The 19669-nt window shown below is 43.5% G+C and carries 19 protein-coding genes and 1 pseudogene; 7 read left to right on the top strand and 13 right to left on the bottom strand.

The genetic code is table 11. From position 1 onward, the window contains the following. Nucleotides 1-2: 2 nt before the first annotated feature. From AC08OG_RS07710 to AC08OG_RS07690, 5 genes are read right to left on the bottom strand one after another with little or no spacing between them, the layout of a single operon-like run. A complete protein-coding gene (locus AC08OG_RS07710; protein ID WP_292401514.1) occupies nucleotides 3-143 on the bottom strand; it encodes a hypothetical protein in 141 nt (46 codons plus the stop codon). Continuing rightward, nucleotides 140-2146 carry a PEGA domain-containing protein gene (locus AC08OG_RS07705; protein WP_482930502.1) on the bottom strand — a complete coding sequence of 669 codons (2007 nt, stop codon included), beginning with the start codon at nucleotides 2144-2146 and terminating at the stop codon, nucleotides 140-142. The genes AC08OG_RS07710 and AC08OG_RS07705 overlap by 4 nt, the downstream gene beginning before the upstream one ends. Continuing rightward, nucleotides 2133-3569, bottom strand: coding sequence for a hypothetical protein (locus AC08OG_RS07700; protein ID WP_482930501.1), 1437 nt, complete (start codon nucleotides 3567-3569; stop codon nucleotides 2133-2135). The genes AC08OG_RS07705 and AC08OG_RS07700 overlap by 14 nt, the downstream gene beginning before the upstream one ends. A gap of 27 nt (nucleotides 3570-3596) precedes the next feature. Further along, complete coding sequence (locus AC08OG_RS07695) at nucleotides 3597-4835, bottom strand: hypothetical protein (RefSeq protein ID WP_292356990.1); 1239 nt, start codon at nucleotides 4833-4835, stop codon at nucleotides 3597-3599. Further along, nucleotides 4822-5220: a hypothetical protein gene (locus tag AC08OG_RS07690; RefSeq protein WP_482930500.1), complete on the bottom strand. Its 399-nt coding sequence runs from the start codon at nucleotides 5218-5220 to the stop codon at nucleotides 4822-4824. The genes AC08OG_RS07695 and AC08OG_RS07690 overlap by 14 nt, the downstream gene beginning before the upstream one ends. Before the next feature lie 564 nt (nucleotides 5221-5784). Between AC08OG_RS07690 and AC08OG_RS07685 the strand changes: the two genes are divergently transcribed. After that, nucleotides 5785-6504: an SDR family NAD(P)-dependent oxidoreductase gene (locus tag AC08OG_RS07685; protein WP_292356994.1), complete on the top strand. Its 720-nt coding sequence runs from the start codon at nucleotides 5785-5787 to the stop codon at nucleotides 6502-6504. A gap of 9 nt (nucleotides 6505-6513) precedes the next feature. Here AC08OG_RS07685 and AC08OG_RS07680 read toward each other — a convergent pair whose 3' ends face one another. Further along, nucleotides 6514-6969, bottom strand: coding sequence for a hypothetical protein (locus tag AC08OG_RS07680; protein WP_292356996.1), 456 nt, complete (start codon nucleotides 6967-6969; stop codon nucleotides 6514-6516). Between the two features lie 150 nt (nucleotides 6970-7119). Between AC08OG_RS07680 and AC08OG_RS07675 the strand changes: the two genes are divergently transcribed. Further along, complete coding sequence (locus tag AC08OG_RS07675) at nucleotides 7120-7449, top strand: hypothetical protein (protein ID WP_292356998.1); 330 nt, start codon at nucleotides 7120-7122, stop codon at nucleotides 7447-7449. A 16-nt stretch (nucleotides 7450-7465) separates the two neighbouring features. Here AC08OG_RS07675 and AC08OG_RS07670 read toward each other — a convergent pair whose 3' ends face one another. From AC08OG_RS07670 to AC08OG_RS07655, 4 genes and pseudogenes are all read right to left on the bottom strand, one after another. Continuing rightward, nucleotides 7466-8089, bottom strand: a complete 624-nt coding sequence (locus AC08OG_RS07670) for a LysE family translocator (protein WP_292401499.1) — start codon at nucleotides 8087-8089, stop codon at nucleotides 7466-7468. A gap of 112 nt (nucleotides 8090-8201) precedes the next feature. Beyond that, nucleotides 8202-9083, bottom strand: coding sequence for a Trk system potassium transporter TrkA (trkA, locus tag AC08OG_RS07665; protein ID WP_482930499.1), 882 nt, complete (start codon nucleotides 9081-9083; stop codon nucleotides 8202-8204). 182 nt (nucleotides 9084-9265) lie between these two features. Then, nucleotides 9266-9574, bottom strand: a pseudogene (locus AC08OG_RS07660) (NAD-binding protein); the annotation flags it as partial. Between the two features lie 16 nt (nucleotides 9575-9590). Then, on the bottom strand, nucleotides 9591-11036 hold the full coding sequence (locus tag AC08OG_RS07655) for a TrkH family potassium uptake protein (RefSeq protein ID WP_482930498.1): 1446 nt from the start codon (nucleotides 11034-11036) through the stop codon (nucleotides 9591-9593). A gap of 241 nt (nucleotides 11037-11277) precedes the next feature. Between AC08OG_RS07655 and AC08OG_RS07650 the strand changes: the two genes are divergently transcribed. From AC08OG_RS07650 to AC08OG_RS07640, 3 genes are read left to right on the top strand one after another with little or no spacing between them, the layout of a single operon-like run. Continuing rightward, entirely contained in the window at nucleotides 11278-12195 is a 918-nt protein-coding gene (locus AC08OG_RS07650; protein ID WP_482930497.1) for a DUF4118 domain-containing protein, read from the top strand. Then, on the top strand, nucleotides 12126-12773 hold the full coding sequence (locus AC08OG_RS07645; RefSeq protein ID WP_482930532.1) for a sensor histidine kinase: 648 nt from the start codon (nucleotides 12126-12128) through the stop codon (nucleotides 12771-12773). The genes AC08OG_RS07650 and AC08OG_RS07645 overlap by 70 nt, the downstream gene beginning before the upstream one ends. A gap of 58 nt (nucleotides 12774-12831) precedes the next feature. Beyond that, the gene (locus tag AC08OG_RS07640; RefSeq protein WP_482930496.1) at nucleotides 12832-13509 is read left to right on the top strand and encodes a response regulator; all 678 of its coding nucleotides are present in this window, start codon (nucleotides 12832-12834) and stop codon (nucleotides 13507-13509) included. Between the two features lie 75 nt (nucleotides 13510-13584). On the opposite strand, the gene gnd is transcribed toward AC08OG_RS07640, so the two are convergent. Then, on the bottom strand, nucleotides 13585-15045 hold the full coding sequence (gene gnd, locus AC08OG_RS07635) for a decarboxylating NADP(+)-dependent phosphogluconate dehydrogenase (RefSeq protein WP_292401493.1): 1461 nt from the start codon (nucleotides 15043-15045) through the stop codon (nucleotides 13585-13587). 825 nt (nucleotides 15046-15870) lie between these two features. Here gnd and AC08OG_RS07630 point away from each other — a divergent pair. Then, nucleotides 15871-16242, top strand: a complete 372-nt coding sequence (locus AC08OG_RS07630; protein ID WP_482930495.1) for a DUF4870 family protein — start codon at nucleotides 15871-15873, stop codon at nucleotides 16240-16242. Nucleotides 16243-16370: 128 nt separating this feature from the next. Next, a complete protein-coding gene (dacB, locus tag AC08OG_RS07625; RefSeq protein ID WP_482930494.1) occupies nucleotides 16371-17777 on the top strand; it encodes a D-alanyl-D-alanine carboxypeptidase/D-alanyl-D-alanine endopeptidase in 1407 nt (468 codons plus the stop codon). 80 nt (nucleotides 17778-17857) lie between these two features. Here the strand turns inward: dacB and fae are convergent, their stop codons facing one another. Together fae and ypfJ are read right to left on the bottom strand one after the other, a co-directional pair. Next, the gene (gene fae, locus AC08OG_RS07620) at nucleotides 17858-18409 is read right to left on the bottom strand and encodes a formaldehyde-activating enzyme (RefSeq protein WP_292357016.1); all 552 of its coding nucleotides are present in this window, start codon (nucleotides 18407-18409) and stop codon (nucleotides 17858-17860) included. A 282-nt stretch (nucleotides 18410-18691) separates the two neighbouring features. Beyond that, nucleotides 18692-19600 (bottom strand): KPN_02809 family neutral zinc metallopeptidase, encoded by a 909-nt coding sequence (gene ypfJ / locus AC08OG_RS07615; protein WP_482930493.1) that lies wholly within the window; start codon nucleotides 19598-19600, stop codon nucleotides 18692-18694. Nucleotides 19601-19669: the final 69 nt, after the last annotated feature.

The raw sequence follows: 19669 nt of genomic DNA, 5'->3' as shown, positions 1-19669 counted from the left end.
CTTCAGATATCCACTGGGAACGAAACGGGGGAGTTCAGACTGATAACCGATTTACCTGCCCAGGCATTGTGAATCATCAACGATAAGACCACTAACAACATGATTGAAGCCCCAATCAGTAAAATTCTTTTGAATAGCATCATTCATTCCCTCCAGATAAAAATCGGCTGATTCTAAAGCCCAGAATATCGCGACCCAGCTCTGCACCATCGCGGTAGGACGCTCTTAATTCACTGAGTGATCCAGAACGCCAGTTTGCGCCTTTTATCACACGCATTGCTATGGTTGAAGTATCAAGAACATGTGGATAAATGGTATCCAGTTTCGGCACCGTTAGTGAGTAACTGTCGTGAGTCCATTCGCTGACATTGCCTCCCAAATCGTAAAGCCCAGACTTTTCTCGGTCAAAGCTTTTCACTGGAGCAATTCCGGTATAACCATCATAAAATCTTGGCACATATAGCTTCACACTGCCTTTGGCAGATTCATCGGCAATATTCACGGCTTTGGTTCGGATGGTTTTATCGTTGCCCCAGACGAACAAAGTTTGTTCGGGTTTACCAGCTTTTCGAGCCAGCCATTCCCACTCCGCTTCCATTAATAATCGATAGCCATCAGCATTGCTATTAATTTGATTCAGCTGATTGCCTTGCAGCTGGTAAACGGGGGTTAAACCTTCCTGCTGGCTTAACCAGTTGCAGAATTTGACCGCTTCCAGCCAGCTCAAATTAGTGATCGGTAATTTGCCATCGCCAGATTTACTGCTATCAAATTGCTGGAACTCAGCGTTAGTCACTTCATGTGTGCCGGCATAAAAAGGTCGGTTGAGTCGGACCTGTTTTAAAAACTCGTTGGCACGTTGCCCCGGCTCATCTCTTCCTGCCCCCATTTTAATAATGTCGTTGGGGAAAAAAAGTGCCATTTCACCACCGGCTTTGGTTTTATACACTCTCGGAGCTTCAGCTTTTCTGGCTTTTGCCTCGGGGAGTAAAGTAACGGATATTCTTTGTGGTTCACTCGCCGTTGGAGTAATGCTTTTCGAGATCGTTCGATATCCCTGCAGGCTGAACTGTACATCATGAGGAACGGCATTTAATTCCAGCTCAATTGGCGTATTTCCTACCGCTTTTCCATCAATTTTCACTTCAGCAGTTGGCGTGGATAGAATTTCCACCTTACCCATTTCTTTTTGCAGAGTGAGATCAAGGGTTCTTTTTTCATTGGTGTCCAAAGTGAACGTTTCAGTTTTGGAGAAAAATCCCGGCTTTGAATAGTGCAACCGGTGCTGTTTACCCGCTTCAACCGAAAGGCGATCCTGATTATCGATTCGCAGCCCATTCAATGTCAGTTGACCACCTGAGGGTTGAAGATTTAACCGTACACCCGCCGTTTCTGCAGATAAACGATAGTTTCTTTCTATCGTTGGGCTGGGATTTTTTATCTCAATGGTTTCTTCGGTGGTTTCATATTTTTGCAGTGTTAACTGCACATCATGAAAACCGCCTTGCAGTGGTACTGTAAGCGGTGTTTTGCCAACTTCAACAGCATCTACCTTTACCATTGCGCCACTTGGCACAGAATTTACAACAAACTCACCCTGCAGCGGTTGCAGTTCAACATTCCGGGTGACTGTTTCACCACGGCTGAGTGTCAGATCGAGCGTCGTCATTTGATAATGTGGATGCTTTGCAATGAGCTGATGGTCGCCCGCAGGGAGTTCGTACTCAAGATGATTTGCTACTGCAATGATTTCATCGTCTATCAGCCATTGAGTGAGATTATCGTCAAGCGATGTGGACAATATAATCTTAGCTGGCAACGGGGTTAATGTAACCGTAATGACTTTGCCAGTATCAGCTCGTTCAATGGTTTTTCTAAGAGGGTAAAAGCCTTTCGCAGTTACTTGAATTTGGGTGGATTCAGCAAGCGAATATACTGAATCCAAAATAACCATTGCCAGCCAGGACTCGGCGTTAATTGATACATCAGAAGCATCATCTGGCTGAACCTCAACACGGGTACCCCGTGATGCAAAGATCACTGTCACTATAATCAGGAAAACCATCACAAATATCGTCAATAACCACAGATACATTCTGTGCTGACGTTTACGGGCAAGTTCCAGCTGCTGATTAAATTGGCTCATCACATACCAGTGTCAGACTAAAACGATTTACGTCGTAGGGAATAGTAACTTCAACTAACTTTGACTTGTAACCCTGGCGTTTACCTTCAAAAGTATATTGGCCGGGTTTAAGCTGAATCACTTTTGAATCAACCACACCTACATTACCAACACCCCGCACCAGAATATGTGTTTGATTATCGGAGCGGACTTCAACAGGAACAGTCTGGTTCACTGCGGTTAATACCGTTTCCAGTTCACGACTTTTACGGGTCAGCGAGAGGCTTTGATTACGATATGCTGCGGCAGCATTAATGGCAGCACGTGCCTGCTCTGCCAGTTGGCTGTTTGACAGTCGATAAGGCGATTTCAGGTAGTCATCGATCTGTTTATCCAATGACAATATGTTATTGGCCATGGTCAGTTTTTCTGTGGCCGATTGGTTATTGGGGTTTTCCTTAACCACCTGCTCAAGATTGGTTTTTACAGCTTGCCAGTTATCATTAGACTCTGCCTTTGCCGCGTTGGTCAGACCCGACTGAATCCGCTGGTTTTTTTCATATTGTTGTATCGCAGTATTTACATCACTCAGTTCGACTCGATTGGAGTAGATATTTCGCGCCTGACTCAATGCTGATTTGGCCGCTTCAATGCGACCATCATCAATCGCAGCATAGGATTGGGAGATAAGCGATTGAAATTTTTGATTATTAAGTGTGGTTTGTAACGCCTGAGCACGTTGCTTCAACGCTTCTCTTTCTGGCGTTAGCGTTAATAACTGGTTGATTAATCTCAGCTCGGTCTGGGGATTATTTTCGACATTAGCCACTTCAATTTGCTCAACTAAAGATGCAATCTCCGGTAATTGCTCAATTCTTTCTGCTAACGCCGAAGCCTGATTAGAACTACTATCCAACATCAATGCTTTTGAAGTTGCTGCTTTAGCTTGTTCATACTGATTTTCATCAAAAGCCTGTTGAGCGTTTTGCATGGCCGATTCAAATTGATTCTGGCTGTCCGAAATAGCAGTTTCAGCCAGTTTGATCAAAGCATCTAATGTCGCATTAGCCTGAGCATATTTCGCTTCACCAAACTGTTCTATTGCAGCACTTTCATTTGCATTTAAACGATCAGCGAGCGGTTTATCCCACTTTGGCAGATCGATCTTGTTTAACTCGGGTTTAATTGTATTTTCAAAATTGGCATAGGCTTCGAGATATTGCTGACGCAAATTTTCACTGTCCTGATTGCCACTTTCCAGAGGTGAACTTTCAACAATATCCAGTGGCTGCTCAGTTTCGGCGCTATTGGAAGGGGTTTTGGTGGCTGACGCCCACAAAACTAATGCCACGCAAAACACGCTCAGCAAAATGATAATAAGCAGTGTTTTGAAGAATAATTTTCGTTTAGCGAGTTTAGCCTCAGCGATTTTCTGATGGATCATGATCTATGGCTGAACCTCAAGCGAAATTTAGAGCTGTACATCAGGCGTAGCTTCTAATTGATACATCCGGTTCAGAAAATCTCGCCATTGGCGGAACTGCTCATCAATATCACCCGTTAACTCGACTGATTCTTCTTCATAAGTCATCACCTGTGGTGCCATTTCCAAGTTCACCGATTCACCTAACTCGTTTAATGCCTCTTGATGAAACTTGGCTTCCTCACGAGATTTAAAGCCACTGCTGATCAGCACAGCACCGCCAACACCACCGGCAACAGTCGCAAGATCACGAGCAAAACGTGGATCGTTGGAACTGCCTGACGTAGCGGCAGCAACAGCTGCACCGATTAAAACTGCCCCGCCAATCATTTTCCAGATGCTTTTGGTTTTAGCTTCTTTGCGCAATTGCATTTCTGTGGCACTGGCTTCCTGCCATGCCAGATAGCTGTCATCCATTTGCTGGGAAAATGCACTGTAATTCTGCTGCAGATTATCTACAAATAACTGTTCACGAACCTGAATCGATTTGACTCTTTGAAACATTGGATCAGCATCACTCGGCATACTGACCAGCTTAATTTGTTGACCACTGGTATCGAGATACTCCATAAAGGCCTGTTCATTGAAACTGGCGGCGAAACGCAGATCGTTAATATTCTGCAGTTGCGCCAGTTCGCTTTGCTGTTGTTTAAGCAGGGCTTCAATTATCGCCTGGGCCGCTTTATCAAAAGCGGGATCATAGGGGTCTTTGCCGTCATTTCTCGGATTTTTGTAAAAACCTTCACCAACCTCATATTCAATGGTGTCGTTTAACCACTGCTTACCACTGGCATCAACCACATTGAGGCTAAATTCAAGCTCTTGACCATTTGATTCAATGATCTCGCCGACAGCAAATAAATCACCTGAAGCAGTGCTGTTGGGGGCTACCCGAACCGCACCAAACTTACCACTTTCATCTAAAGCCGTTTTTAATTTATAAGCAAATCGATTGGCTTCTGCTCGTCTCAATTCAGGCCAGATACCTTCTTCTTCATATTCAGCTGCTGAATCGGAAAGCCCTGGCGAAAAGACCGGAATAATGACGTCAAGTTTAACGCCCTGGTAGGGTATTTCTTTGTTTTGTTCCTGGGCCGAGGCCAGTTGTGGACCGGTTTTTAAATTACCTGAGGATGACGTAGTTGCACATCCCGTTAGTACATGGGTCAGGATAATAAGATAGATAAGAAACCTGGAGGGGGCTCTAAATGACTCAGTCTTCAACAATGTTCATCCCCTTATATTTACGATATTCATTCCAGAGTTTCTTTTTAATCTCTGGATCTTGTTCAGCTTCCGCAGCCAGTCTGATTTGTGCAGCAATGGCATCGTCGTTATTGGCGGATGGAATGTCTTCCGGGATAGCACCGTTATCTGCACCTCCCGAAGATACCACTGCCGCACCATTGCTATCAGTTTGTTCAACTGAATCTGCTGTGCCGGCCTGAGCTGGCATCGAGCTTTCCATTTCTGTCTCAGCTTCAGTACCCTGCATTTCCTGGCTGGCGACTGAGTGATTACCAGCATTACCACCCTGATTTTCTCCACCGCCTTGCTCGCCACTATCTCCACCATCACTGCCAGCCGCAGACGTATTATTTGGATCAGACAAATTGCATGACTCAAAGCGGTTAACCGAATCAAAAAAGCTTTTTCCATTAATGCTATTCTTTCTGCGCGAGTAAGCTCCGGGTTATCACTGTAACGAATTTCCGCTTCACCGCAGTCCTCATTCGCCTCAACGGCCTCTTCTGCATTTATGTTGAAACTTGCTGTTAAAACAATCGGGAAAATAATAGATAAGGTTTTATTCATTGAGAATAAAGACAATAAATCCTGGTAACGAATGGTGAATTTTTTCATAGAAATAGCACTAATCCATTCATAATTTTTTCAGAAAACCTGAGTCAATATAGTTTATAGAGCATTTGTCAGTAGAAGGCAGTAATAAGTTTTCACTGCTTTATATAGCGCACATTATTAAACAGTAAACCATTGTTCATGAATGCAGAATGAATAGTCTAATTGTTTCGCAATTTATAAAGCATTTAAATGGATATCAGGAATGGCTCTCAGTTAAAAGGTCGTTACTTGTGTTCCCACGCAGGAGCCGTGGGAACACAAGTAAAAAATTTTTAACACACAAAATTCACATCATCAGGCGCATACTCAACAAATGAAAACATCTGCTCTCGTTATTGGCGGCAGTGGGCAGATTGCTCAGGCCATCATTGAAAAACTATTAACTTACTTAACTGCTGAAAATATTGTGGTGGTTAGTCGTGGACCACAACCCGATAAGTTTGCTGGTGTCATCTGGTATCAGTCTGAATATGACGAAACAAGTATGGGCAACCTGGCGATGCAGTTTTACGACCAGCAACGTAACTTTGAAAAGGTCTTTATCTGTCACGGCATCCTCCATGATGAATCAGTAAAACCGGAAAAACGTCTCGAACAACTTACAGCAGCCTCCATCAACCATGTGTTTAATATCAATACAATTACCCCGGTGCTTTGGCTGAAACAGCTTTTACCAGTGCTTAAACATGCTGAAACCTGTCAGGTGACCATCTTCAGCGCACGGGTTGGCAGCATTAATGATAATCACATGGGGGGCTGGTATAGCTATCGCGCCAGCAAGGCAGCGTTGAATATGCTGTTAAAATCCACCGCCATTGAATATGCCCGTCGCGCCAAAATGGTAAAGTTACTGGCATTTCATCCCGGTACCACTGACTCTCCACTATCTCGTCCGTATAATACAAACGTGCCTGACGATAAATTATTCACCCCGGATTTTGTTGCCGATAGATTGTTTGAAATTCTAAAGGGTTTGCCAGCCGACGGTGAATTGTCATTTCTGGATTGGCAAGGAAAAAACATAGACTGGTAAACAGGTTTTTTACATATCCTGTTTCCGTTCACGTGCATTCAATCTGTCGTAGGCTTCTTTCTCATGATGAATATCACTGATTAAGCCCCGGTGCATAGCCACTGAAATAGCTTCCTGATTCTGAAACCGGCCTCCTTCCTTAAACAGCAAATCAAGCAAATCCCGGGCAGGCATATCCAGATATTTCGATAACTCCTGTGATTCATTGGAAAATTTTTCCAATACTTCCGGGTGTTGTTGCTGAACATTTAATATCGCCAGATTATCAATAATAGCCAGTTCTTTCGCTGTTGGCAGACTCAGACCATTATCCTGAACAAACCTTAAACTGGTCAGCCCTGTCAGCTGATGAAAGGTGTTCTGAACCAGATTCAGATCGGCATTTCGCCCAGCCAGGGCAACCCTCAACCATTTCAAACGATGACGGGCCAGCACTATCATGCTTTGTTCTATTTCTTTGCTCATAGACTTCAGCTCCTTTGGACTTCCTGCACCCTTGTTAGCATAGCAATGCCCTGTCATACAAGCCATTCCTATTAGACTGGTATTATTCTGCAGATAATATGTCATGATGATTCAAAATATTTAGCAGGTTTTAGTAGTGGGGTATGTCAGATGAAACACTTAGTCATGATGACTTTTGCCTTAACTTTCGTTGGTTCGGTCCAGGCAGAAAATCTGGAGCATGGAACCATTACCAGCTGTGCCTATCAGGCAGGAACTGCCTATGAAATCCAGAAAATCCGTCAGACCGAAGGCGACGACTGGGAAACGTTTGAAACAAAAATCAAATCGATTTACAAAGACTCTCAAGGCCGTGATGATTTATTGCAAATTGCCAAACAGGTATTTATCCAGCCCCCCAGTAAATCAGCGGATTTTATCCATGATCAGATATTTGATGCCTGTGTTAAACGTCAACAAGGCACTGAGTCAATTTACTGATTTTCAGCGTTTTGACTCAATGAGTTAGCCCTATCAAAAGATTACACGCCAACACAACAAAAATCAGTGCTGTCGTGCGACTGAGATAAACCTGAGCATTGGGTTTTCTTTTAAGCCAGTCGCCAAGCTTTGAAGCTAATATAGAAATACCACTAAAGATAAAGAGTGAAACAACACCAAACATAGCCCCGAGCAATATAATTTGTGGCGTAATCGCACCATAGTTTGAACTGGCAAACTGTGGCAGAAAAGCCAAAAAGAAAATACTGACTTTGGGATTAGTTACATTCATCACAATGCCGCGAAGATATAAGTTGGCATCACTCAATACTACGCCCTTACCTGATAATTCTTGTGTCTGGCTGTTAAGAATCTGCCAGGCCAGGTAGACCAAATAGATTGCGCCGATTATTTTCAACGCACTCAACGCCCAGTCAGAAGTTTGCATAATAGTGGCAACACCGAATGCCACTAAACAGGTGTGAAAAACCAACCCTGTACATAGACCTAAGGTAATCAGAATGCCACTGCGTTTACCATAAAGTGCTGACTGGGTAAGCACAAAAATATTATCTGGCCCCGGAGCCAGGGCCAGCAACGCTGAAGTAAAAATAAAAACCGCATAGACTTCAATTGGCATGCGTTAGAAAATCACAAACATTGTTTCATTATCTAGTTGAACTTTTAGGCAAAAAGTAAATATTAAAGACGGATGATACAAACTGAAGCTCCTACATCTCTAATAAACTGATTTACAGAAACTCAAATCCTACTTGAAACAGTTTTTCAACCTCATCGACATCCTGCTGTTCGGTCAAAAAGATGACCAGATGATCGCCGCTTTCAATCTGAACATTTTTTTCGGCAAACAAAATCTTTTCTTTGCGTAATATCGCTCCAACGGTCGCCGTTTTAGGCAGTTTGAGTTCTGAGAGTTTACGCCCCACTACTTTCGAGGTTTGCTTATCGCCATGTGCCACGATCTCAATGGCTTCTGCAGCACCCTGTCTTAACGAATGTACGGTAATCACATCACCACGACGAATATGGGTCAATAGGGTCCCAATGGTGATTTGTGCAGGCGATACGGCAATATCAATACTGGTTCCTTCAACCAGTTCAACATGGCTGGCCTTACTGATAATGGAAAAGGTTTTGCGAGCTCCCAGGCGCTTCGCCAGCATCGCAGACAAGATATTGGCTTCGTCGTCGTTAGTCACAGCGCAAAATACATCCGTTTTATGAATATATTCTTCTTTAAGCAGGCTGGCATCACCCACATCACCATGCAAAACCAGGCTGTGATGCAGTTCTTCGGCGATAACCCGTGCACGATTTTCATTATGTTCGATAATTTTAACGTTATGTGACTTTTCCAGCCGCTGTGCCAGTTGTTTACCAATCTGTCCGCCACCGGCAATAAATATTCGTTTATAGGGTTGGTAATCTTTTTTGAATACTTTTACCAGCTCACTGATTTGATGTTTTTCGGCCAGAAAAAACACTTCATCCTCGGCCTGTAACGTGATTTTTCCTCCCAATGAAATAGCACTTTCATTTCGGAAAATGGCCGCGATACGCATTTGTATTTTAGGAAGCAGATCCAGCAAATCATGGATGGCTTTACCATCCATAATACTCCCGGCATCCACTCTAACGGCAACCAGTCGAGCACGATCTTCAAAAAGGTCAGAACCTGCAAGACTTCAGGTTGCTCAATTAGATGGGTAATGTAATCAGTGACTAATTGCTCAGGACTGATAATGACATCAATTGGCACAGCATCCAGCGCGAATAAAGCCGGATATTCCAGATAATCTGCGGCACGTATCCGCGCCAGTTTTTTGGGCGTATTAAATAGTGAGCTGGCAATCTGACAGGCAATCATGTTGATTTCATCATTATGGGTGACCGCGATCAGCATATCGGTGTCTTTGATGCCCGCTTTTAACAAGGTTCCGGGGTGTGCTGCATATCCCACCACCGTGCGAATATCCAAATGTTCCTGCAATCGCTCCAGCAATACCGGATTCTGATCAATCACCGTGACATTGTTACCTTCATTGACCAGACTTTCTGCCGTCGAACTGCCGACCTGTCCCGCACCCAGAATAATAATTTTCATCTGCAAAACCTCTCTGTTAATTGCGCCAATAGGCTGGCAGAAATAGAATCAACAAGGTGAACACTTCCAGGCGTCCTACCAGCATTGCGAAGATCCCGAGCCATTTAACCGTGGCATCCATTGTGGCAAAATTCGAGGCAACCTCTCCTAAACCCGGGCCCAGAAGATTGATCGTTGCAACCACTGCCCCAAAAGCTGAAATCAAATCAAGGCCGGCTGCCATCATTGCAACTGTCAGCATCAATGCTGTGACAATATAAAGCACATAAAAACCCCAAATCGAAAACAATACTGTTTCAGATATTGGCCGTTTTCCCAACTTCACCACAGATACGGAGCGAGGATGCACCAATAACTCGAGTTGCCGTAAACCCAGTTTCGCCAGCAACATGATACGCATAACTTTAATGCCACCTGCGGTTGAACCGGCACATCCACCAATAAATGACAAAATCACCAGAATTAACGGGATGTGTAATGGCCATTCCGCGAATACCGCCGTACCAAAACCGGTACTAGTCATAATGGAAGCCACCTGAAACGCAGCATAACGAAGCGCTTCCCATCCGCCAGAATACACCCCGGCGAAATACAGGCTTACCGCAATAAAAATACTGGCAAACACAAACAATAATCCAAAAGTTCTTACTTCCGGATCTTCGGCATATGAAGATATTAGCTTGCGTCTTAACACTAAAAAATGCACGGCAAAGTTCACCCCGCCAGCTAACATAAATACGATTGCGATAGCTTCAATAAGTGGACTGTTAAAATAGCCGATACTGTTGTCATGAGTAGAAAAGCCTCCGGTCGCCACGGTAGTAAAGGCGTGGCCTACCGCATCGAAGAAACTCATCCCTGCAAACCAGTAAGCTAACGCACAACACACAGTAAGTAACAGATAGATCAGCCACAGGGAACGGGCAGTTTCAGCGATTCTGGGTGTCATTTTTTCATTTTTGGCAACGCCGGAAGTTTCCGCTCGATACAGCTGCATGCCCCCGACGCCTAATAAAGGCAGAATGGCGACCGCCAGAACGATAATCCCCATGCCGCCTAACCATTGGATTTGTTGTCGATGATATAAAATTGATTGGGGTAATTGATCTAACCCAACAATAACGGTCGCGCCCGTGGTGGTAAATCCTGAAATGGATTCGAATACCGCATCGGTAAAACCCAGATGCAGACTGAGGTAAAAGGGTAAAGCGCCGACCAGCCCCAATATAAACCAGAAGAGTGTCACGACCAGAAAGCCATCACGAACGGATAATTCCTGACGTTGATGATAGTTGCTTAGCCACAACGATAATCCCAATAAAAACACAATCAGGCTGGACCCGATAAAGGTTATCCATTGTCCATCGCTGTAGATCCATGAAACGATTAATGAAGGCAGAAAGCTGAGACTGTAAAACATCAACAGCAAACCAAATAACCGGATGATGGCTCGCCAATGCATTAGCTTACGACCTCAATCAAAAATGTAAGCCAAGCAACACACGGTGTAATATGCCTTTGAAACAACTTGGTAAAACTCAACATCAGTCTATTCATCCCTATAATCAACGTGAATGGATTATTGGTTTCAGGAGACTGAAAGTCAGCTAAAAAAAGATAAAAATTTTATATAAATTTTACTTTTTTAAATGCGATTTATTGTTAAAACAACTTTACGAATTTTCCAGAAAAAGCGATCAGCTATGCGTTTTCTTCCAACTAATACTCCGCTCAAACATTATCTGCTCGCGATCGGATTGATTTTTGTGATCGTGTTGTTTGCCCAGGTGCTTAACCGTTATCTGCCCTACACCAGTCTGTTATTACTGTTTCTGGCGGGTGTGTTGCTGATATCAGCCAAAACCAGTTTTGGTCCGGCTTTATTAAGCAGCTTGTTCAGCTTTATGGCTTTCAATTACTTTTTTACTGAGCCTTATTACACTTTTAATATTCTGCACAAAGCGGATGTCGCCACATTAATTATATTTTTGATGGTGGCATTGATGACGGCACATTTAGCGACGCAAATGCGCGAAGCTATAGCCAAGCAGGAAATGGCATTAAACCGGCTGTCTCATTTCTATGAGTTCAGTCAAAAGCTCTCTTTCGCGACCAACACTGAAACCACTATCGAAATTTTATTGGAGGCCTTGCGGCGAGTTCTGAGCAATGATGGTCGTGTGGTGATTGCCATTCAGCAGGAGTCTAAATTGATTTTGCACCCGGAGGGCATATCGAGTGGTCATCCTGGTGAAGAAGTTTTTAAATTAATGCTATCCAAACATCTGGACGGTGAAACCTGGCACAAGGGATGGTTGTTTTTTCCACTTAGCTGGGATGGCAGACAGCTTGGCCTGGTGGCCATTAATGAACGCATTAATGACAAGCAAATTACGGCTACAGAAACGTTCTGCCAGCTAACCGCAGTGGTATTACACCGTACCATGCTGGTGGCGGAACTCTCACAAACCAAATTACTGGCAGAAACAGAACAACTACGTGCCACATTACTTTCTTCAGTTTCACATGATTTACGTACCCCCTCTCTTCCATTATCGGGGCGAGTTCGTCATTACGTGAATATGCTCAGCATTTATCGACTGATGATCAGCAGCTGCTGATCCAGACCATTGAAGATGAAGCGCACAGGTTGGACCGTCATATTCAGAATCTGCTTGATATGACTCGTCTGAGCCAGGGTAAACTGAACCTGAATCGTGAATGGATGGATATCGACGATCTGATTAACGGTGCTATAAGACGGTTGGGCCATCAATTAGATAATGTGCAATTCGAGCTTGAATTAACCGAAGATACCCCGATGTTTTATGTTCAGGGATTAATTATGGAACAAGCCATTTTCAATCTGCTGGATAATGCCATTCGCCACAACACAGCAGAATTGGCAATAAAGTTAATCGTTCAGCATGATGACAATTGGATAACGCTGGATATTATTGATAACGGACCGGGTATTGCCGATACTGAAAAGGAAAAAGTATTCAATATGTTTTACAGCCTCGCTCAAGGTGATCGACACGAATCCAGTTTACCGGGCTCTGGAATGGGCCTGGCAATTTGCCGCGGCATGGTTGAAGCGCATGGTGGCGAGGTGATGACATTGGATAATCCTTATGGCAAAGGCACGATGATGCGGATCAAGCTACCAAATAACCAAGGGGCTGTTGATCTTTCATAGCCGCCAGCAGTGGTGAATATGAAAGATCAATAAGTCCTAACCTCGACAGAGTATTTACATGGCCACAATATTACTCATAGAAGACGAAGCTCAGATTAAGAAATTTTTGAGGATCAGTCTTGAAACACATCATCATGTGGTGCTGGAAGCCAGGCTCGGTGAACAGGGATTAGCCATTATGGTCGAACAAAAGGTTGACCTGTTGATTGTGGACTTAGGTTTGCCGGATATGGATGGACAGGATGTTATAAAAGCATTACGTAAATGGTCACAGATCCCGATTATTGTTCTGTCTGTTCGATCCAGCGAAGATGAAAAAGTGCAGGCATTGGATGCCGGTGCTAATGATTATGTCACCAAACCGTTTGGCATCAGTGAGTTGATGGCTCGGGTTAGAGCGTTACTGAGAATAAGTGACAATACTGTAGCTTCTAACAGTAAACGTGAAATCAATGGCCTGTTTATCGATTTAGCGGAATATCAGGTCAAACTGGATGACAGAATAATTCATTTATCTCGCAAAGAATTCGAGTTGCTTCGATTACTCACAGAACAGCCAGGGCATATCCTGACCCATCGTTTTTTAACCCAGACCATCTGGGGTGAAAGCTTTGTGGATGAAACACATTATTTACGTGTTCTAGTACGCCAGTTACGCCATAAACTTGGTGAAGAACCTATACAACCAAGATTTATTGAAACCGTTCAAGGTGTGGGATACCGGTTTAAAGTTTAAATTAAAAAACTCATTTCACCTTAAATCTGCCTCAATGATATGACAGGAGCCATATCACTGAGGCGTGAAACACATTCAGACATCGTAGTTGCTGGAAGATATATTTCCACCGCGTCCTGTCCAGTTGGTGTGAAAAAATTCACCTCGGGGTTTATCGAGTCGTTCGTATGTATGGGCACCAAAATAATCGCGTTGTGCCTGTAACAAATTGGCTGGCAAACGTTTACTGCGATAACCATCATAAAATGACAAAGCACTGCTGAAGGTAGGTACCGGCACACCAACATCAATCGCTGTAACGACCGCTTTTCTCCAGCCCGGCAATGCTTCGCTGATGGCGTCAATAAAGAACTCATCCAGCAATAGGTTCTGCAAATTCGGATTCCGCTCAAAAGCGTCACGGATTTTGGATAAAAACTGGCTCCGAATAATACAGCCACCACGCCACATCATCGCAATACCCCCATAATTCAACTCCCAACCATAAGTTGCCGCCGCTTCACGCATTAACATATAGCCTTGGGCATAGGAAATGATTTTGGAGGCATAAAGTGCATCCCGAACGGCATCAATCATTTCACGTTTATCACCAGTAAAAGCAACCGCCTTAGCCGGTAATACGCGAGATGCCGTAACCCGTTCATCTTTCAACGCTGACAAACAACGGGCAAATACCGCCTCACCTATCAATGTTAAAGGCGTGCCTAAATCCAACGCATTCATGCCCGTCCATTTTCCGGTACCTTTTTGACCTGCGGTATCCAGAATATGATCGATTAACAAACTGCCATCAGGTTCTTTTACTTTAAGAATGTCGCGAGTAATTTCAATCAGATAGGAATCCAGCACACCATCATTCCATTCGGCAAATACCTGTTGAATTTCATCACCTGACAACCCCATGCCTTCTCGCATCATCTGATAGGCTTCACAAATCAGTTGCATATCGCCATATTCAATACCGTTATGCACCATCTTCACATAATGGCCTGCCCCATCATTTCCTACCCAGTCACAGCAAGGCTCACCATCAACCTGCGCAGAGATTGATTGGAATATATCTTTTATTGCTGGCCATGCAGCTTTATTACCACCGGGCATTAACGAAGGTCCATGGCGTGCCCCCTCTTCACCACCAGACACACCACTGCCAATAAACAGAATCCCTTGCTGATGTAATTCCTGAGTACGGCGATCGCTGTCATTAAACAAAGAGTTACCACCATCTATGATAATGTCACCTTTCTCCAGATACGGTAAAAGTTGCTGGATAAAGCTGTCGACCACATCCCCTGCCTTTACCATCAACATAACCCTCCTGGGCCGTTGCAAGGATTCAGTAAACGCTTTCAAATCGTGACAGGCAATAATTCTGGAACCATTTGCAGGGCCCTGCATGAACTCGTCTACTTTCGTGGCTGTTCGGTTGTAAACAGCAACGGTAAAACCTTTATCGTTCATATTTAAAGCCAGATTCTGACCCATGACAGCAAGTCCGACGATACCAATGTCAGCGGTTTGACGGGTTGTTTTCATATGATTAAATCCCTATATAGTTTTGTTGTAGTGGCTTATTTGTTCAGGGTTGCCACAATACTCATAAAGAATTAACCTGTAAAACAGTTTATTTATACAAAAACAATCGATAAAAACGATTTATATCCATATAAAACGTGATGCAGCCATCATTTTTAGATTATTGTCAGCATTTATTGCGCAGAAAGTGTGACGTGGTTATCATTTATTTGTGGGAAATCGTTATTTTGTTTAAATAACTTTGAATTAAGAGTCTAAATTAGCGGCTCCAAGCTGTTGTAAATTCATGTGTTTTCTGTTTTCCTTAGGTGCTGGTAGGTAAAGTTTCCTGTGAAAACAGGAATTATTCATTTACGCTGAATAGAGTTATAGGAGTATTAATAATTATGTGACTTACCTGTTAGTTCAATAATTGGCCTAACGTAAAACAAAGATGTTTTTAAAATCAGGGAGATATCGATATGGCAAGTTATTACTTAGATTCAAATCCTAACTTACCTAACAACGGATGCGATATTCATCATGTGTGTCCAGAAGGATGCCCTAACCTGCCACCTCTGGTAGAACGGGTTCATTTGGGTGACCTGCCGGATAGCAAAACGGCAATACATGTCGCCAGAAGAAAATTTTACAACCATGCCCATTTAATTGATGGATGTGCACACTGCACCAACTCCACTCCTCACGAAACGCTTAACTAATTAAACAAACTAATTAAAACAGCGGTATAAAAACTTTCCCCAACTTAACTTTTCATGTGATAAAAACTTTGGTATCTGCCTGCAAAAGATTTATCCTTGCAGGCAGATAACCAAAGGATATTTCATGTCTGAACCCAGAATTATTCCCACTCCTTCCCCAGACCCCGTTATGAACGATAATTCAAATCAAGCCAAAACACTGACGATTGTTATTTATGCCCTGCAAGCAGCATCCTTTATTGTTGGCTTAACGTTCCTGGTTGCCGTTATCATGAATTACATCAAACGCGATGATGTGCGTGGTACGTGGCTTGAGTCACATTTTCGCTGGCAGATCCGTACCTTCTGGTTTTGTCTTTTGTGGGGCTTGATAGGTGCTTTATTGAGTGCTGTTGTTATCGGGGTTTTCATTCTGCTGGCCAATGCAATTTGGGTTATCTACCGAATAGCCAAAGGCTGGATGAATGTAGCTGAAAACAAACCAATGTACACTTAAAGTCCACCTGCCATACGCTGTTGTTGTGGGAGTTTCAAAAACGACAGCTTTTTGTTTCAAATCAAATGCTGAATTTCATGTTAGTCTTTGCAATCTTTCAACTTTAAACTCATGTATCACTGGACTGTATGACCAAATATCTCACCCTGGCAATGTTGCTTTTCTTTAGTGTTTCTACTCACGCTACACAAACTTTTTCTGACCCTGCATTGAACGGCAAGCCTACACCGGAAGGTGCAGATATTGCTTTGTATGTTGTCGATACCGCAAGTGGCAAGGAAATTTACTCTGAACGTGCTGAACAGTTCCAACAACCTGCCAGTTTGCAAAAAATCATTACCGGTCTCGGAGCTCGCCTGGTTCTGGATAAAGATTTTCGGTTTGAAACCACAATGGAAACGACTGAAAAAGATGCCATAATCAATTTCAGTGGTGACCCGACTTTTACTCGTACCCATCTGCGTGTTTTGGTCGAAAAGCTTAAACTCAAGCAAACTACTATCGATGGAAACCTCTATTTGAATGGCAGCGCCTTCGACACCTCTGAGCGTGCTGTTGGCTTACCATGGGATATTATGGGTGTCTGTTACAGTGCCCCGTCCAGTAGCATTACGATGAATGGTAACTGTATCTACGGAAAAATTGAGGGCACTACTCCAGCGCCCGTTAAGGAACTGAAAGCCAGTGGCTCGCCGTATATCAGTATCAGTGCTGACGATATCATCATCCGCGAAGGCCTGGAAAATCAGAATATTGATTGTGATCTCAAGCTGACTGCCGACAATAAAAATCACTTCTCACTTAATGGATGCGTGGGCTCGCATCGTTTGCCAGTAAATTTTCATCTTGCGGTACAAAACACCACCTTATATCTCAAGGAGGTTCTTCAGGAGGAGCTGGATCGTGCCGGAATCAGATTACGTGGCAAAATTATTCGTGACGATACCGCACATGGGACCGTTATTGCCTTGCATCAATCAGAACCATTGATGAAACTGATCGATTTGATGATGAAACGGTCGGATAATCTGATTGCTGATAATCTGCTTAAAACGGTTGGTCGTGTTTATTACAAACAACCTGGTAGTTATGAGAATGGTGCGGCCGCCATCAAAGCGGTATTTAAGGAAAAAGCCGGTATTGATTTGTCTCGTGCCATTATCATGGATGGTTCAGGGTTATCACGTAACAATAGGGTCACCGCTAAGCAATTAATGCAGGTCGTCCAGTACATCTTCAGCAATAAGGAACTGGGACTGGTTGATACGCTACCTGTATCAGGACAGTCTGGAACCCTGCGATACCGCAGTAGCCTGATCAATACGCCATTGAGTGGCAAAGTAACGGCAAAAACCGGTTCTATCTATGGTGTTTACAATCTGGCTGGAAAAATAAATACAAAATCAGGCAAGTCATTGTACTTTGTACAGTTACTTTCCAATTATCATTCAGATAGTGACAACCGCAATGTTGCGCGTAAACCACTTCGGGATTTTGAACGTGGCTTTTATGAAAAGTTATTTAACGAGCATTAAATAGACGATTACTTGTCCTGTAACCAAAAAAACCCTCTTTGCTCACACAAAGAGGGTTTTTTAGTGAATACAGCTTTAACTTACCAGGCTGATTCACCCGTTTCTGGATCATACATTTCATGATGGATTTTGTTGCGGTTCGCAATCAGTTCATCAATTGTTGGTGAACCTGACATCGCACGTTTGATGGCCAATTTCATGGCTTCGTAATTCGTGCGGTATAAGTCCTTGCGATCAACATCTGGATTAGCAGCCGCATCTGGCGCGATCCAAATCATCGCCACGATACATAAATCATCAGCATGTTCTTTTGGTATGACGCCTTCAATAACGCTATCCAATACCGCATCGGCCACCGCCGACTGAACCGGTCCACCAAACAATTCCACATAACTGCTCGATTTGATGGTCACTTTAGGCACGATCATGGTTGCCGGTTTAACCTGTTGATTGGTGGCACGAATGGCAAACATACGGGTGTGACCTTCTGTCTGCCCCATCAAATTGGCAAATGCCTGGCCTGCCGGACCTTTGGTGCTGCCAATTAAAATTTCCGGCATCGCATCGGTGCCTTGATCTTCACTGGCAAAAACGGTGGCTTCTGCGGTTCTAAACCAAACGGGTTCTGACATTGTTAAACTCCAAATAATTATAAGAAAAAACGCGCCATTCTATGTTGCTGGTATCTGCGCCCGCAAGCAATAATCCAAAAGGTGTAATTGACCGTCATTTATGCAGTCCGTTTTTGGTATTAATCACATTCAATAAACGCTAACGAACCAATCAAAATGACCTGTATTCAGTATATTTATCAATATAAGCTGAGGAATATTACCTTTTAAGCTTCCAAAATATTGCATCCGGTGAGCAGAGCAGCTGTAATTTTTAAAATAAAAAACTTTTTCCTAAAGGGATTAACCGTTTGCAAATGTATTACAACGCGCGATATCTCCAGTTTCAAATCCCGTTTTAAACCACTGCATTCGTTGTTGCGAACTACCATGGGTAAATGAATCGGGGCTTACATAACCTTGCGATTGTTTTTGCAAGGTATCATCCCCTATCGCACTGGCAGCTCTTAGCCCTTCTTCAATATCACCGGTTTCCAAAAGTTGACGTTGATCATTTGCATGATTGGCCCAGATACCTGCAAAACAGTCTGCCTGTAATTCCTGTTTGACCGAGAGTTTGTTGGCTTCTGTTTCGTTTAACCGGCTGCGGGCAGCATGAACTTTTTCTGAAATCCCCATCAGAGTCTGAATATGATGTCCCACTTCATGTGCAATCACATATGCCTGAGCAAAATCACCAGGTGCTTTGAATCGGTTTTTGAGTTGATCGAAAAAATTCAGATCCAGATAAATCTGTTGATCTGCAGGACAATAAAAAGGGCCGATTGCTGACTGGGCAGTGCCGCAAGCCGAACGTACCACCCCTCTGAACAACACCAGATGAGGCTCCTGATACTGTTCATCATTTTCCTGAAAGATACTGCTCCACGTCTGCTCGGTATCTGCGAGGATTACTGAGACAAATTCAACTAGTTCTTTTTCCTGCGGCGTTTGATTTAACGTTTCGGTGGAAACGCTGGTGGGTGGACTTTCTCCCAGTCCTAGCGCATAGAGCATATTGCCTAAATTACCGGTAAACAAACCATAAGCAACCACAGCGACAATTACTAACAAAGTACCTTTAACACCAAGAAATCGAAAAACCAACGGTAATAATCGTAAACCACCACGTCCTAAGCCTCCAGCTCCAGAAGTACGCATGGCCCGTCTGTCTTCAATATTGCTGCTTTTGGGTCTTCCCTTCCAACGCATTGTTATAAATCCTTATTTATAAGAGCTGAAATGTCGATGAAATTAACGTTATGTGATTCTGCAGACATC

The organism is Methylophaga sp. F7 (genome assembly GCF_056863975.1).
Note: the sequence above shows the minus strand (reverse complement) of the source record. Positions and strands in the feature narration are given on the sequence as shown.

Excerpts from the sequence above, each read along its gene's own strand:
- AC08OG_RS07640 (WP_482930496.1), top strand. The coding sequence starts at position 12,832 with ATGGCCACAATATTACTCATAGAAGACGAAGCTCAGATTAAGAAATTT.
- AC08OG_RS07630 (WP_482930495.1), top strand. The coding sequence starts at position 15,871 with ATGTCTGAACCCAGAATTATTCCCACTCCTTCCCCAGACCCCGTTATG.
- AC08OG_RS07685 (WP_292356994.1), top strand. The coding sequence starts at position 5,785 with ATGAAAACATCTGCTCTCGTTATTGGCGGCAGTGGGCAGATTGCTCAG.
- AC08OG_RS07700 (WP_482930501.1), bottom strand. The coding sequence starts at position 3,569 with ATGATCCATCAGAAAATCGCTGAGGCTAAACTCGCTAAACGAAAATTA.
- AC08OG_RS07675 (WP_292356998.1), top strand. The coding sequence starts at position 7,120 with ATGAAACACTTAGTCATGATGACTTTTGCCTTAACTTTCGTTGGTTCG.
- ypfJ (WP_482930493.1), bottom strand. The coding sequence starts at position 19,600 with ATGCGTTGGAAGGGAAGACCCAAAAGCAGCAATATTGAAGACAGACGG.
- AC08OG_RS07670 (WP_292401499.1), bottom strand. The coding sequence starts at position 8,089 with ATGCCAATTGAAGTCTATGCGGTTTTTATTTTTACTTCAGCGTTGCTG.
- trkA (WP_482930499.1), bottom strand. The coding sequence starts at position 9,083 with ATGGATGGTAAAGCCATCCATGATTTGCTGGATCTGCTTCCTAAAATA.
- AC08OG_RS07710 (WP_292401514.1), bottom strand. The coding sequence starts at position 143 with ATGATGCTATTCAAAAGAATTTTACTGATTGGGGCTTCAATCATGTTG.
- AC08OG_RS07705 (WP_482930502.1), bottom strand. The coding sequence starts at position 2,146 with ATGAGCCAATTTAATCAGCAGCTGGAACTTGCCCGTAAACGTCAGCAC.
- AC08OG_RS07655 (WP_482930498.1), bottom strand. The coding sequence starts at position 11,036 with ATGCATTGGCGAGCCATCATCCGGTTATTTGGTTTGCTGTTGATGTTT.
- AC08OG_RS07680 (WP_292356996.1), bottom strand. The coding sequence starts at position 6,969 with ATGAGCAAAGAAATAGAACAAAGCATGATAGTGCTGGCCCGTCATCGT.
- dacB (WP_482930494.1), top strand. The coding sequence starts at position 16,371 with ATGACCAAATATCTCACCCTGGCAATGTTGCTTTTCTTTAGTGTTTCT.
- gnd (WP_292401493.1), bottom strand. The coding sequence starts at position 15,045 with ATGAAAACAACCCGTCAAACCGCTGACATTGGTATCGTCGGACTTGCT.
- fae (WP_292357016.1), bottom strand. The coding sequence starts at position 18,409 with ATGTCAGAACCCGTTTGGTTTAGAACCGCAGAAGCCACCGTTTTTGCC.
- AC08OG_RS07650 (WP_482930497.1), top strand. The coding sequence starts at position 11,278 with ATGCGTTTTCTTCCAACTAATACTCCGCTCAAACATTATCTGCTCGCG.